Annotated in this window: 13 protein-coding genes; 8 read left to right on the top strand and 5 right to left on the bottom strand. The window is 66.4% G+C overall.

Going from position 1 to position 14610, the window contains the following annotated elements; all coding sequences use genetic code 11:
• Positions 1–23 precede the first annotated feature (23 nt).
• Positions 24–1400: an ATP-dependent protease ATPase subunit HslU gene (gene hslU, locus ACUXVE_RS15715; protein ID WP_025877282.1), complete on the top strand. Its 1377-nt coding sequence runs from the start codon at positions 24–26 to the stop codon at positions 1398–1400.
• A gap of 92 nt (positions 1401–1492) precedes the next feature.
• Here the strand turns inward: hslU and smeT are convergent, their stop codons facing one another.
• A complete protein-coding gene (gene smeT / locus ACUXVE_RS15710; RefSeq protein WP_222388353.1) occupies positions 1493–2152 on the bottom strand; it encodes an efflux transporter SmeDEF transcriptional repressor SmeT in 660 nt (219 codons plus the stop codon).
• A 225-nt stretch (positions 2153–2377) separates the two neighbouring features.
• On the opposite strand from smeT, the gene smeD reads away from it, so the two are divergent.
• From smeD to smeF, 3 genes are all read left to right on the top strand, one after another.
• Positions 2378–3559, top strand: coding sequence for a multidrug efflux RND transporter periplasmic adaptor subunit SmeD (gene smeD / locus ACUXVE_RS15705; RefSeq protein WP_032976547.1), 1182 nt, complete (start codon positions 2378–2380; stop codon positions 3557–3559).
• 12 nt (positions 3560–3571) lie between these two features.
• Entirely contained in the window at positions 3572–6697 is a 3126-nt protein-coding gene (gene smeE / locus ACUXVE_RS15700; protein ID WP_032976546.1) for a multidrug efflux RND transporter permease subunit SmeE, read from the top strand.
• A 97-nt stretch (positions 6698–6794) separates the two neighbouring features.
• Positions 6795–8180: a multidrug efflux RND transporter outer membrane subunit SmeF gene (gene smeF, locus ACUXVE_RS15695; protein WP_445514762.1), complete on the top strand. Its 1386-nt coding sequence runs from the start codon at positions 6795–6797 to the stop codon at positions 8178–8180.
• Between the two features lie 173 nt (positions 8181–8353).
• On the opposite strand, the gene ACUXVE_RS15690 is transcribed toward smeF, so the two are convergent.
• From ACUXVE_RS15690 to ACUXVE_RS15675, 4 genes are all read right to left on the bottom strand, one after another.
• Positions 8354–8776: a low affinity iron permease family protein gene (locus ACUXVE_RS15690; RefSeq protein WP_093818039.1), complete on the bottom strand. Its 423-nt coding sequence runs from the start codon at positions 8774–8776 to the stop codon at positions 8354–8356.
• Between the two features lie 72 nt (positions 8777–8848).
• On the bottom strand, positions 8849–9175 hold the full coding sequence (locus tag ACUXVE_RS15685; protein WP_025877273.1) for a hypothetical protein: 327 nt from the start codon (positions 9173–9175) through the stop codon (positions 8849–8851).
• 74 nt (positions 9176–9249) lie between these two features.
• Positions 9250–9510 (bottom strand): hypothetical protein, encoded by a 261-nt coding sequence (locus tag ACUXVE_RS15680; RefSeq protein ID WP_445514761.1) that lies wholly within the window; start codon positions 9508–9510, stop codon positions 9250–9252.
• Positions 9511–9709: 199 nt separating this feature from the next.
• Positions 9710–10162, bottom strand: coding sequence for a nucleoside deaminase (locus ACUXVE_RS15675; RefSeq protein WP_093818037.1), 453 nt, complete (start codon positions 10160–10162; stop codon positions 9710–9712).
• Between the two features lie 79 nt (positions 10163–10241).
• On the opposite strand from ACUXVE_RS15675, the gene ubiE reads away from it, so the two are divergent.
• The 4 genes from ubiE to ACUXVE_RS15655 all read left to right on the top strand — a co-directional run bounded on the left by ubiE (position 10242) and on the right by ACUXVE_RS15655 (position 14585).
• Positions 10242–11003, top strand: a complete 762-nt coding sequence (gene ubiE, locus ACUXVE_RS15670; protein WP_032976541.1) for a bifunctional demethylmenaquinone methyltransferase/2-methoxy-6-polyprenyl-1,4-benzoquinol methylase UbiE — start codon at positions 10242–10244, stop codon at positions 11001–11003.
• Positions 11004–11181: 178 nt separating this feature from the next.
• Entirely contained in the window at positions 11182–13110 is a 1929-nt protein-coding gene (locus ACUXVE_RS15665; protein WP_222388356.1) for a M1 family metallopeptidase, read from the top strand.
• Positions 13111–13236: 126 nt separating this feature from the next.
• A complete protein-coding gene (locus ACUXVE_RS15660; protein WP_445514760.1) occupies positions 13237–13968 on the top strand; it encodes a hypothetical protein in 732 nt (243 codons plus the stop codon).
• Entirely contained in the window at positions 13956–14585 is a 630-nt protein-coding gene (locus tag ACUXVE_RS15655) for an HAD family hydrolase (protein WP_093818034.1), read from the top strand. Before ACUXVE_RS15660 ends, ACUXVE_RS15655 begins: the two co-directional genes overlap by 13 nt.
• The last annotated feature ends 25 nt before the right edge of the window (positions 14586–14610 follow it).

The raw sequence follows: 14610 nt of genomic DNA, 5'->3' as shown, positions 1-14610 counted from the left end.
ACAACGCATTCGTGAGCACACCCATGCCGCACAAGATCGAAGTTTCCTCCGCCACCATGACCCCGCGCGAGATCGTGCAGGAACTGGACCGGCACATCGTCGGCCAGCATGACGCCAAGCGCGCGGTCGCCATCGCCCTGCGCAACCGCTGGCGCCGCATGCAGCTGCAGCCCGAGCTGCGCAACGAGGTCATGCCCAAGAACATCCTGATGATCGGCCCGACCGGCGTCGGCAAGACCGAGATCGCGCGCCGCCTGGCCACGCTGGCCAACGCGCCGTTCGTCAAGGTCGAAGCGACCCGCTTCACCGAAGTCGGCTATGTCGGCAAGGATGTCGAGCAGATCATCCGTGACCTGGCCGATACCGCCGTCAAGCTGTACCGCGAACAGGCCAAGGTGCGCGTGCGCACGCAGGCCGAAGAGCGTGCCGAAGACCGCATCCTCGATGCGCTGCTGCCGCGCCGCAGTGGTGGCATCGGCTTCGACCCGGAGGCTGCGCGCAACGAGCCGTCGGCGCAGGACAACGAGACCCGCATCAAGTTCCGCAAGATGCTGCGCAACGGCGAGCTGGACGATCGCGAGATCGAGCTCGACCTGACCGCCAACGTCAGTATGGACATCATGACCCCGCCGGGCATGGAGGAAATGGGCCAGCAGCTGAAGTCGATGTTCGCCAACCTTGGTGGTGGCGCCAAGGCCCACAAGCGCACGCTGACCATCAAGGCCGCGCGCCCGCTGCTGCAGGAAGAAGAGGCCGGCAAGCTGGTCAACGAGGATGACATCCGCACCGCCGCGATCGAAGCCTGTGAACAGCACGGCATCGTGTTCATCGACGAGATCGACAAGGTCGCCAAGCGGGGTGACAACGTGGGCGGTGGCGATGTCTCGCGCGAAGGCGTGCAGCGCGATCTGCTGCCGCTGGTGGAAGGTTCCAACGTGTCCACCAAGTACGGCACGATCAAGACCGACCACATCCTGTTCATCGCATCGGGTGCCTTCCACCTGGCCAAGCCCAGTGACCTGATCCCGGAACTGCAGGGCCGCTTCCCGATCCGCGTGGAGCTGGGTGCGCTGAGCAAGGCTGATTTCGTGCGCATCCTGACCGAGCCGAAGGCTGCGCTGACCAAGCAGTACGAAGCGTTGCTGGCCACCGAAGGCGTCAAGGTCAGCTTCACCACCGATGCCATCGACCGCCTGGCCGAGATCGCCTTCCAGGTGAACGAGCGCCAGGAGAACATCGGTGCGCGCCGCCTGCATACCGTGCTGGAGCGCCTGCTGGATTCGCTCAGCTACGAAGCACCGGACCGCGATGGTGAAACCCTGGCCATCGACAGTGCCTATGTCGATGCGCACCTGGGTGAGCTGGTGCAGGACCCGGACCTGAGCCGTTACATCCTGTAACCGGGAATGCGAAGAGGCCGCCGAAAGGCGGCCTTTTCGTTATGCAGGGTGGCCGAATCTGCGGTAGCGCCGGGCCATGCCCGGCGGCGCCGTCACGCCTCCGGCAGCGGCTCGGGTAACGAACCCGGTACGAACACGCCTTCCTTCACGTAGGCGGCCAGGGTCATGTCCAGCGCCAGCATGCCGTCGCGCTTGAGGTCCATCAGGTCCGGTTCGACCATCGCCCCGTGCAGCACGCCGAGCACGGTGGCGTGCAGCATGCGCGCGGCGATCTTCGGGTCGGCGCCGTCGCGCAGCTGGCCCAGGTCCTGGGCACGGCGCAGGGCGCGTTCCATCCGGTCCAGGGCATCGCGGAAACCGCTCTGCTGCAGTTCGGTCAGCACCCTGGTGTCGGCCGAGGCATCGCTGCGCAGCATGATCTCCATGGTCTTGCGCAGGCGCTCGTCCTCGGACAGCTCGATGAACGAGTGGATCATCACCGCGCGCAGGTCATGCACCGGCGTGTCGCGCTGGTCGGTGGAGGTGCGCTCCAGCTCCTGCATGAAGGGCAGGTGCACCCGTTCGACGATCGCGGTCAGCACCTCGCCCTTGTTCTTGAAATGCCAGTACACGGCGCCGCGGGTGTAGCCGGCGCGGGCACCGATCATCTCCAGCGTGGTCCGGGCCACGCCGTGTTCGTGGAAACAGGCTTCGGCGGCATCCAGGATGCCTTCGCGGGTTGCCTGGGTGTCCTCTTTGGTCTTGCGGGCCATGAGCGGGTACGAGTGCAGGTGAAACGTGGCTGAATTGTACCGCTTTACAAACAAACACGCATGTATGTATATTTCCGTCCCATCATTCCCGTCGTGTGCGTGGCAGGCCCGTCCCGGCTCCCACTTCACGCGGGTGGGCGCTGTCAGCGCGGTCTTCTCCTGCAAGGGGAGGGGCCTTCGTATCAGCCCCTTCTGAGATCCCTCCCTTCAAGAGCCATTCCCATCATGTTGCTGAGCCGAATCCGACCCTTCGCGTTGTCGCTGGCGATCGCTGCCACCGTCGCTGCCTGTGGCGGCCAACCCCAGGCACCTGAACAGGGACCGGGCCAGGTCAGCGTGGTCACGCTGAAGTCCGAGACCGTCGGGCTGACCCGTGAGCTGCCGGGCCGCACCAACGCCTTCCTGGTGGCCGAAGTGCGCCCGCAGGTCAACGGCATCGTCGCCAAGCGCCTGTTCACCGAGGGTGGGATGGTCAAGGCCGGCGAGCCGCTGTACCAGATCGAGGACGCCAGCTACCGCGCCCAGGCCAACAGTGCGCGTGCACAGCTGGCCCGCGCCGAAGCCACCGCCAATGCGGCGCGGCTGAGCGCCAAGCGCATCACCGAGCTGGCCAAGGTCGACGCGGTCAGCCAGCAGGATCTGGAAAACGCCGTGGCTGCGCAGAAGCAGGCAGAGGCCGATGTCGGCGCCGCCAAGGCCTCACTGGATGCCGCCAACGTGACCCTCGGCTATGCGCGCATCACCGCGCCGATCAGCGGCCGCATCGGCAAGTCCAGCGTCACCCAGGGCGCGCTGGTCAGCGCCGGCCAGGCCACGGCGCTGGCCACCGTGCAGCAGCTGGACCCGATCTACGTCGACCTGACCCAGTCCTCGGCCGAGCTGCTGCAGCTGCGCCGCGAACTGGCCGCCGGCCGCCTGCAGGACAACCAGCAGACGCCGGTCAGCATCCTGATGGAAGACGGCAGCACCTTCGAACACAAGGGCACGCTGGAGTTCTCCGAAGTCAGCGTCGATCCGGCCACCGGCAGCTTCGCGCTGCGGGTCAGGGTCGACAACCCCGATGGCCTGCTGATGCCGGGCATGTACGTGCGCGCGGTGATTGGCGGCGGTGTGCGCAGCGATGCGGTGCTGGTGCCGATGCAGGGCATCGCCCGCGATCCGAAGGGCGATACCAGTGCGATGGTGGTCGGCAAGGACAACAAGGTCGAAGTGCGCCCGGTCAAGGTCAGCCGCACCGTCGGCGACAAGTGGCTGGTCGAGGACGGCCTGAAGGCCGGCGACAAGGTCATCGTCGAAGGCCTGCAGAAGATCGGCCCGGGCATGCCCGTGAATGCCACCGAACAGGGCGCCGCCCCGGCCAAGCCGGCCGCCGCCCAACCTGCAGCTGCGGCCGCAGGCGCGAAGTAAGCGGAGAACTCCATGGCACGTTTCTTCATCGATCGACCCATCTTCGCGTGGGTCATCGCGATCATCATCATGCTCGCCGGCGGCCTGGCCCTGTTCAAGCTGCCGATCTCGATGTACCCCAACGTCGCACCGCCGGCGGTGGAAATCAGCGCCAGCTACCCGGGTGCTTCGGCCAAGGTGGTCGAAGACTCGGTGACGCAGATCATCGAGCAGAACATGAAGGGCCTTGATGGCCTGATCTATTTCTCCTCCAACAGTTCGTCCAACGGCCAGGCCACCATCACCCTGACCTTCGAGAGCGGGACCAACCCCGACATCGCCCAGGTGCAGGTGCAGAACAAGCTGCAGCTGGCGATGCCACTGCTGCCGCAGGAAGTGCAGCGGCAGGGCATCAACGTGGCCAAGTCCAGCTCGGGCTTCCTGAACGTCATCGCGTTCGTGTCCGAAGACGGCAGCATGGATGCCAACGACATCGCCGACTACGTCGGTTCCAACGTCGTGGACCGTCTCAGCCGCGTTCCGGGCGTGGGCAACATCCAGGTGTTCGGTGGCAAGTACGCCATGCGCATCTGGCTGGACCCGAACAAGCTGCACACCTACGGCATGTCGGTGCCCGAGGTGGTCGCTGCGGTGAAGGCACAGAACGCGCAGGTGGCCATCGGCCAGCTGGGTGGTGCGCCGTCGGTGAAGGGCCAGCAGCTCAACGCCACCATCAACGCGCAGTCGCGCCTGCAGACCCCGGAACAGTTCCGCAACATCATCGTGCGCGGTGCGCAGGACGGTGCCGAACTGCGCCTGGGCGATGTAGCCCGCGTCGAGCTGGGCGCCGAGTCGTACGACTTCGTCACCCGCTACAACGGGCAGCCGGCCAGCGGCCTGGCGGTCACCCTGGCCACCGGCGCCAACGCGCTGGATACCGCTGCCGGTGTCGATGAAACGCTGAAGGAACTGGAAGGCTTCTTCCCGGCCGGCCTGAAGGCCGAGATCCCGTACGACACCACCCCGTTCGTGCGCGTGTCGATCAAGGGCGTGGTGCAGACCCTGCTCGAAGCGATCGTGCTGGTGTTCGTGGTGATGTACCTGTTCCTGCAGAACTTCCGCGCCACCCTGATCCCGACCATCGCCGTGCCGGTGGTGCTGCTGGGTACCTTCGGCGTGCTGTCGGTGCTGGGCTTCTCGGTGAACATGCTGACCATGTTCGCGATGGTGCTGGCCATCGGCCTGCTGGTGGACGATGCCATCGTGGTGGTGGAGAACGTCGAACGCATCATGTCCGAAGAGGGCCTGTCGCCGCTGGAAGCCACCCGCAAGTCGATGAGCCAGATCACCGGCGCGCTGGTGGGCATCGGCCTGGTGCTGTCGGCGGTGTTCGTGCCGATGGCCTTCATGAGCGGCTCCACCGGCGTGATCTACCGGCAGTTCTCGGCGACGATCGTCTCGGCGATGGCGTTGTCGGTGCTGGTCGCGATCGTGCTGACCCCGGCGCTGTGCGCGACCATGCTCAAGCCGCTGAAGAAGGGTGAGCACCATGTCGCCCACCGCGGGTTCGCCGGTCGCTTCTTCAACGGCTTCAACCGTGGCTTCGACCGCACCAGCGAGAGCTACCAGCGCGGCGTGCGCGGCATCCTGCACCGTCCGTGGCGGTTCATGGGCATCGTGGCCGCGCTGTTCCTGCTGATGGGCGTGCTGTTCGTGCGCCTGCCCAGCTCGTTCCTGCCCAACGAAGACCAGGGCGTGCTGATGGCGCTGGTGCAGGCACCGGTGGGCGCAACCCAGGAGCGCACGCTGGAATCGATCGCCGCGCTCGAAAAGCACTTCATGGAAAACGAGAAGGGTGCCGTCGAATCGGTGTTCTCGGTGCAGGGCTTCAGCTTCGCCGGCATGGGCCAGAACGCGGGCATGGCTTTCGTCAAGCTGAAGGACTGGAAGGATCGTGACGCCGACAACGGGGTGATGCCGATCACCGGACGTGCGATGGCTGCGCTGGGGCAGATCAAGGATGCCTTCATCTTTGCGTTCCCGCCGCCGGCGATTCCGGAACTGGGCACGGCCTCCGGCTACACCTTCTTCCTGAAGGACAACAGCGGCCAGGGCCACGAGGCGTTGCTGGCGGCCCGGAACCAGCTGCTGGGCCTGGCGGCCGGCAGCAAGAAGCTGGCCAACGTGCGACCGAACGGCCAGGAGGACACGCCGCAGTTCCGCATCGATATCGATGTGGCCAAGGCCAGCTCGCTGGGCCTGTCGATCGACCAGGTCAACACCACCCTGGCCACCGCGTGGGGCAGCTCGTACATCGATGACTTCATCGATCGCGGCCGCGTCAAGCGCGTGTTCGTGCAGGCTGACCAACCGTTCCGCATGGTGCCGGAGGATTTCGATCTCTGGTCGGTGAAGAACGACAAGGGCGAGATGGTTCCGTTCAGCGCCTTCGCCAGCAAGCACTGGGACTACGGCTCGCCGCGCCTGGAACGCTACAACGGCGTGTCGGCTACCGAAATCCAGGGCGAACCGGCCCCGGGCGTGGCGTCCGGTGATGCCATGGCCGAGATCGAACAGCTGGCCAAGCAGTTGCCGGCGGGCTTCGGTGTCGAGTGGACGGCGATGTCCTACCAGGAACGCCAGGCGGGCTCGCAGACGCCGCTGCTGTACACGCTGTCGCTGATGATCGTGTTCCTGTGCCTTGCCGCGTTGTATGAAAGCTGGAGCGTGCCGACCTCGGTGCTGCTGGTGGCGCCGCTGGGCATCCTCGGTGCGGTGCTGGCCAATACTTTCCGTGGCATGGAGCGCGACATCTATTTCCAGGTGGCGATGCTGACCACGGTGGGCCTGACCAGCAAGAACGCGATCCTGATCGTCGAGTTCGCCAAGGAGCATCTGGAGAAGGGCGCGGGGCTGATCGAAGCGACGATGCACGCGGTCCGCGACCGTCTGCGCCCGATCATCATGACCTCGCTGGCCTTCGGCATGGGCGTGCTGCCGCTGGCGATCTCCAGCGGTGCCGGCTCGGGTGCCAAGCAGGCGATCGGCACCGGCGTGCTCGGCGGCATGGTGGTCGGCACCGTGCTCGGCGTGTTCTTCGTGCCGCTGTTCTTCGTCGTGGTGCAGCGCGTGTTCAAGAAGCGCAACGCCACCGAGTGATGAAAACCGGTAGCGCCGGGCCATGCCCGGCGGATGCCTCACCGCATGGTCGCCGGGCCCGGCCCGGCGCTACCACCGTGACCCCCAAGGTGTCGCTATGAAATTCTCTTCTCTTGCAGTATCCCTTGCCACCGCGCTGGCGCTCAGCGCGTGCGGCACCCTGGCGCCGAAGAACACCGCAGTGGCCCCGGCCATTCCTTCACAGTGGCCGGCCGAAGCCGCGCAGGGCGAAGTGGCCGATGCAGCCGCGGTCGGCTGGCGTGACTTCTTCACCGACGAGCGCCTGCAGCAGGTGATCGGCCAGGCGCTGGACAACAACCGCGACCTGCGCGTGGCGGTGCTCAACGTCGAAAAGGCGCGTGGCCAGTATCGCGTGCAGCGCGCAGACCGCGTACCGGGCGTGGCCGTGACCGGGCAGATGGACCGCCGCGGTGGCGACGTGCCGGTCACCGAGCAGTTCAGCGCAGGCGTCGGCGTGGCCGAGTTCGAACTGGACCTGTTCGGCCGCGTGCGCAACCTGAGCGAAGCCGCGCTGCAGCAGTACTTCGCTGTAGCCGCCAACCGCCGCAACGCGCAGCTGAGCCTGGTGGCCGAGACCGCCACCGCGTGGTTGACCTACGGTGCCGACCAGCAGCGTCTGGCGATCGCCGAGGCAACGGTGAAGACCTATGAGGATTCGCTGCGCCTGGCCGAAGCGCGCCATGAGCGCGGTGGCAGTTCGGGGTTGGAACTGACCCAGACCCGCACCCTGGTGGAAACCGCGCGTACCGATGCCGCACGCCTGCGTGGGCAGCTGGCCCAGGACCGCAACGCGCTGGCGCTGCTGGCCGGTGGCCAGCTGGATCCGGCGCTGCTGCCGGACAGCATCGCACCGCAGGTGCTTGCGTTGGCACCACCGCCGGCTGGCCTGCCCAGCGACGTGCTGCTGCAGCGCCCGGACATCATGGCGGCGGAACATCAGCTGCTGGCGGCCAATGCCAACATCGGTGCCGCACGCGCAGCCTTCTTCCCCAGCATCTCGCTGACCGGCAGCATCGGCAGTGGCTCGGGTGAATTGTCCGGCCTGTTCGACAGCGGTACGCGGGTGTGGAGCTTCCTGCCGAAGATCACCTTGCCGATCTTCCAGGGCGGCAAGCTGCGCGCGAACCTGGCCGTGGCCAACGCCGACCGCGATATCGCGCTGGCGCAGTACGAAAAGTCGATCCAGAGTGGTTTCCGCGAAACCGCCGATGCGCTGGCATTGAATGTCAGCCTGGATGAACAGGCGGCCTCGCAGCAGCGCCTGGTGGAAGCGGCCGAGCAGGCCAACCGCCTGTCGCAGGCGCGCTATGACGCGGGCTTGGACAGCTTCGTCACCCTGCTGGATGCACGGCGTACCGCCTACAACGCGCAGCAGAGCCAGCTGCAGACACAGCTGGCGCAACAGGCCAACCGCATCACGCTGTACAAGGTGCTGGGCGGCGGCTGGCACGAGCGCGGGTAAGTCGCTCTGATTCCGGTAGCGCCGGGCCATGCCCGGCGGCTTTCCCGTTGGGTGTTTACGGTGTCTGCCGCGTTGCGCGTTGCGCGCTGCGCCCTCGCCGGGCATGGCCCGGCGCTACCAGAGGGTGGGAATTGCCGGTCGCGCCGGGTCATGCCCGGCGAGCGTTGCTGCTGTCACACCGCTTCGTCGTCGCGCCGCTCGGTGCGGCAGGCGCGTACCCGCGTCAATGCGTCGCCGGCTTCGCGTGCCATGCGCTCATATTCGCGGCGGATCTCTTCCAGGCGCTCTTCGTCCAGCTCTTCCAGGTCCAGCAGCTCATTGTTGGCCTCGGCGGTGGCGCGGATCAGTTCATCCAGCTTGATCTGCATCGCGGCGGTGTCCGAGTTCTGCGTGTGCTGGATCAGAAACACCATCAGGAAGGTGATGATGGTGGTGCCGGTGTTGATCACCAGCTGCCAAGTGTCGTTGAACTTGAATATCGGGCCGGTGATGCCCCACAGCGCCACGATCGCCACCGCGGCCAGGAAGGTCCACGGCGAGCCGGTGGCGGCCGCGGCCTTCTTGGCGATCGTATTGAACAGGTTCCTTGCGCTCATCGTCATCGTTCCACGGAAATGGCGACGATCATCGGCACATGGCCGTGCAGGTACCGTGCAGCAGGCGTGGACTCAGGCGCGCAGGCGCGGTGCTTCCTGGCTGCGCACCGGGCTGGCCAGGTACACGTGCTGCCAGCAGCGTTCGACGAATTCGCGGGCCTGCGCTTCACTCAGGCGCGGCATGATCTGCAGGGCGTACTGGGTCTGGAACAGCTCATCGCGCTGGGCGTTGCTGGCGCGCGGCTGGGTGATCAGCGAATCACAGGCGAACTTGATCCACGGGACATAGGTGCCGAACGAGGTATGCGCGAGTGCGCCATCGGCGTGCTGGCGGCGCCAGTAATCCAGCTCCGCATCGACATTGATGACAGGGGGAATGGCGGGAACTTCAGCGTGCATGACGATCCAATCGGTTGGAGGTGAAGGGAGTGGGGGACCATCACAGTGTGGCCCGGGCGACGGTGCATGCCGCGTCAGCGCGATGTGCAGCCAGCGTGGCGATGGTGCAGCAGCTGCGCGTGTTCAACCGCGCCCAGTTGTTCGGCCATGGCGGCCATCGCATTGCACAGGCGCACCAGGTCGCGGGGATGGTCGTGCAGCAGATTCTGCTGCATGTCCTGGTAGGCGCTCCAGAACGGGGCACTGCGCTGGTGCAGTGCGTATTGCTGCTGCAGTCGGCTCCAGATCGCGGCCAGGGCCGGGTCGCTGCGAGGACGTACGGCATGCGCGTGCATGGTCGGCTCCAATCCGGGGCGGGGGCCCGGTTGCATTCCACCCTAGACGTCGCTGCGCAGCAGGATGTTAGTAGCGCGTGTTGACTGCACGCAGCTGACTGCGCAGCAGTTCACGTTGAAGCGTGCAGACGCTGCCGGCACAAGGCTGTGCCGGCACTGAAGCGTTCATCAAGGCGGGCTCATCAGCCGTGGCGGATGCTCATTCGCCGATGTCTTCGTTCCAGATTTCCGGATGTTGCGCAATGAAACCGCCGAGCAGGTCCACGCATTCCTGGTTGTCCAGGTCGATCACGTTGACGCCGCTTTCCCGCAGCCAGTCGATGCCGCCCTGGAAAGTGCGCGATTCGCCGACCACCACCGTGCCGATGTTGAACTGCCGCACCAGGCCGGAGCAGTACCAGCAGGGAGCCAGGGTCGTGACCATGATGGTGTCCTGGTAGCGGCGCTGGCGGCCGGCTTTGCGGAAGGCGTCGGTCTCGCCATGCACGGACGGGTCACCTTCCTGCACGCGGCGGTTATGGCCGCAGCCGAGCAGGCGGCCGTCGTTGTGGTACAGCGCCGCGCCGATCGGCACGCCGCCTTCGGCCAGGCCCTGGCGGGCTTCGGCAATGGCGGTCTGCAGCAGGGCCTGGTAGTCGGGCGTGGTGATCATGCGGGGCTCCGGTAGGTCGTGGGGCGCCATGATACGGCCAGCGTTCCCCGTAGGGGCCCGGCGGTGCGATAATCGGGGCATGAGCGAATCCCCCTACAAATCCGGTACCACCCATTTCGGGTTCCGCGACGTTGACGCCAAGGACAAGCAGAAGCTTGTCGGCCAGGTGTTCACGTCGGTCGCGCGCAACTACGACCTGATGAACGACCTGATGAGCATGGGCGTGCACCGGGCATGGAAGCGCTACTACGTCGCCACCGCGCAGGTGAAGCCGGGTGACCGCGTGCTCGACCTGGCCGGTGGCACCGGCGATATCGCCGCGCTGCTGAAGGAGCGCGTCGGTGCGGAGGGCTCGGTGGTGCTGGGCGACATCAACGCCGGCATGCTGTCGGTCGGCCGTGACCGACTGACCAACCGCGGCCTGGTGCTGGGCCTGGACTACGTGCAGTGCAACGCCGAGGCCCTGCCGTTCCCGGACAACAGCTTCGACCTGGTGACCATCGCTTTCGGCCTGCGCAACGTGACCGACAAGGACGCCGGCCTGCGCGAGATGTACCGCGTGCTGAAGGTAGGCGGCCAGGCCCGCGTGCTGGAGTTCTCCGAAGTCACCGCCGACTGGTTCAAGCCGATCTACGACTTCCACTCGTTCAAGATCCTGCCGAAGCTGGGCAAGCTGTTCGCCAACGATTCGGACAGCTACCAGTACCTGGCCGAGAGCATCCGCAAGCATCCGCCGCAGGAAGAACTGAAGGCGATGATGGGGCAGGCCGGCTTCGAGCGCTGCCACTACAAGAACCTGACCGGCGGCATCGTCTCGATCCACTCCGGCTACAAGCTGTAAGCCTTGACGGTCGCCGGGCATGGCCCGGCGCTACCGCGCAACGCCCCGGTACCCGTCGGTAGCGCCGGGCCGTGCCCGGCGAGCGCGCTGCGCATGCGCCATTACCCCGCACCGCGCAACGCTTCCCGGCCGGGGGAGAGGTACCATTGGGGTTTGTTCCCCGTAACGGTCCCGATTCATGCGCAATCCGCTGATGCTCCTTCCGCTGGCCGTGGCCCTGGCCGCCGGCTGCTCCCAGGAGGCGGCCGCACCCGCCGCCACCCCGACTGCCCAGAAGGCTCCCGCCGCCCCCGTGAACGCCGAAAACCGCAGCCACGATGAAAGCTCGTACGCCGAGCCGGACAAGGTCGTCGTCAAGGACATCGCGCTGGACCTGAAGCTGGACTTCGACCAGAAGCAGATCGGCGGCACCGCCACCTACACCCTGGAATGGAAGCAGAAGGACGCCAAGCAGCTGGTGCTGGACACCCGCGAGCTGAGCATCGCCAAGGTCGAAGCGATCGCCGCTGACGGCGCGCGCAGCCCGCTGCAGTTCGTGCTGGCCCCGGCCGACAAGGTGTTCGGCAGCAAGCTGACCATCGAAACCCCGGAACAGCCGGCCAAGGTCGAAGTGACCTACCACACCGCACCGACCGCTTCGGGCCTGCAGTGGCTGGCGCCGTCGATGACCGAGGGCAAGAAGCTGCCCTTCATGTTCAGCCAGTCGCAGGCGATCCACGCCCGTTCCTGGGTACCGCTGCAGGACACCCCCAGCGTGCGCTTCACCTACAGCGCGCACGTGGTCTCGCGCCCGGACGTGATGGTGCTGATGAGCGCCGACAACGATCCCAAGGCCGCGCGTGACGGTGACTACACCTTCAAGATGCCGCAGCCGATTCCGTCCTACCTGCTGGCCATCGCCGCCGGCGACCTGGTGTTCGAGCCGATCTCCGGCCGCTCCGGCGTCTGGGCCGAGCCGACCATGGTCAACAAGGCCGCCAAGGAATTCGAAGATACCGAGAAGATGATCGGTGCCGCCGAGAAGCTGTACGGCGAATACCGCTGGGGCCGCTACGACATGCTGGTGCTGCCGCCGTCGTTCCCGTTCGGCGGCATGGAAAACCCGCGCCTGACCTTCGCCACGCCGACCGTGATCGTCGGCGACAAGTCGCTGGTCTCGCTGGTCGCCCATGAACTGGCGCACAGCTGGTCGGGCAACCTGGTGACCAACGCCAGCTGGAAGGACATCTGGCTCAACGAAGGCTTCACCACCTACGTCCAGGGCCGCATCACCGAAGCCCTGTATGGCAAGGAGATGGCCGAAATGGAAAAGCAGATCGACCAGACCGATCTGCTGGCCGAAGTGAAGGATATGAGCCCGGCCGACCAGGCGCTGGCGCTGCCGCCGCTGAACGAGCGTGACCCGGACGAAGCCCTGAGCCAGGTGGCCTACGTCAAGGGTGCGTGGTTCCTGGAATTCCTGGAACAGCGCTTCGGCCGCGAAACCTTCGACCCGTTCCTGCGCGGCTGGTTCGATGACCACGCCTTCCAGAGCGCCAACACCGACCAGTTCGTGGAGTACCTGAAGAAGAACCTGCTGCCGAAGAATCCGTCGGCGGTGACCGAGGCCGAACTGAAGGCGTGGCTGGACGAGCCGGGCATTCCGGCGTTCGCGGCCAAGGCGCAGTCGCGCAATTTCAGCAGCGTCGATACTGCGCGCATCGCCTTCGCCAGCGCCGGCACCGTGCCGAGCAGCCAGGTGATTGCCGAGTGGAGCACCCAGGAGTGGGTCCGCTTCATCGACGGACTGGGTGCTACCCAGCCGCTGGACAAGCTGGCCACGCTGGACAAGGCGTTCCACTTCACCGGCACCCCGAACGGCGAGATCGCCATGCGCTGGTACCCGCTGACCATCCGCAGCGGCTACGAGCAGGCCAATGAAGCGGCTGCTGCGTTCATCGAGCGTGTCGGCCGTCGCAAGCTGATCCTGCCGATCTACGCTGAACTGGTGAAGACCCCGAAGGGGCTGGAGCTGGCCAAGCAGGCGTTCGAGAAGGCCAAGCCGGGCTACCACCCGATCACCACCGCCTCGGTGCAGGACATGCTGGCCAAGGCTGAAGCAAAGTAAACGGTAGTGCCGGCCGTCGGCCGGCAACCTGATGCTGCGTCACCAGCAACGGCGGGGAAACCCGCCGTTGCTGTATCCGCTTTTCGCTGCCGATAGAATCGGGATGCACCCGTAAAGGACTCCGCCATGAAACGACTGATCCTGCTCACCGCCTGCACCCTGGCCCTGGCCGCCTGCAGCAACCCCGAGGAAGAACGCAAGGCGCAGGAGGCCGCTGCGGCCGCCGTGCAGGCGCAGAAGGAAGCCAAGGCCGAGGACGTGGCCAAGCAGTACGACATGGCCGTGGCCGCGCAGGACTGGGAGCGCGCGCGCCTGCACGGTGCCTCGCTGCTGGACCAGTACAAGGACACTGCCGCCGCCGAGCGCATCGCCGCCGGCTTCGACGAGGTCAAGGCCAAGGGCGATGCCGCGCGCGACCTGCGCCGCATGCAGGCGCTGTGGCAGTACAACCAGATTCCGGTCGGCAGCAAGGGCAACCAGGTGTCGGCGCAGATCTTCAGCAAGGAGCGGGTGGATGTGGATGGCAGCGGCGCCAAGCCGGTGCAGCTGGTGTTCCGCGACCACCCCGAATGGAAGCGTCATGCCTACCTGGTGCTGCAGGCCGGCGATTTCCGTTGCCCGCAGTGCACGGTGAAGGTCACGGTGGACGGCGGCAAGCCGGTCTCCATGGCGGCCTGGCGGCCGAAGACCGACGAGGCGATCGCCCTGTTCATCACCGACCAGAAGGCGTTGTGGAAGCTGGCAGCCAAGGGCAGGTCGATCAGCATCGAGTTCCCGGTCAAGGCCGGTGGCACGCGCACGGCCGTGTTCGAGACCGGTGGCGTGGATGCCAGCCGCATGCCGGCGTGGTGGCGTTGACTGTGCAGGCACCGGCGGCTGCGTCGTCGCTGTCGGCGATCCGCCACTGGGTGTTCGACATGGATGGCACGCTGACCGTGGCGGTGCATGATTTCGCGCGGATCAAGCGCGAACTGGCGATTCCGCAAGAGGATGACATCCTCACCCATCTGGCCGGGTTGCCGGCCGCAGAGGCCAGCGCCAAGCACGCCTGGCTGCTGGCGCACGAGCGTGCGCTGGCCGCCGCTTCCCAGCCGGCAACTGGAGCGGTGGCGCTGGTACGCGCGCTGCAGGGCGCCGGCTGCCGGCTGGGCATCCTGACCCGCAACGTGCGCAGTCTGGCGCAGGTCACCCTGCAGGCGATCGGGCTGGGCGACGTCTTTGCCGAAGATGACATCATCGGCCGCGACGAGGCCGCGCCGAAACCCTCACCTGCCGGTCTGCAGTACTTCCAGCAGCGCTGGCAGGTTGAGCCCGCGCAGGTGGTGATGGTGGGCGATTACCGTTTCGATCTCGAATGCGGCCGCGCGGCGGGCAGCCGCACGCTGCTGGTCAACGCTCCGGACAACCCGTGGCCGGGCATGGCGTGTTGGCACCTGGCCGATTGCGCGGCGGTGCTGGAGCGCTGGCGGCACTAGCGCGGCGCTACCAGAGCGGAGCCGG

This window comes from Stenotrophomonas sp. 3(2025) (genome assembly GCF_052665395.1).
This window is presented reverse-complemented; position numbering and strand designations above follow the sequence as displayed.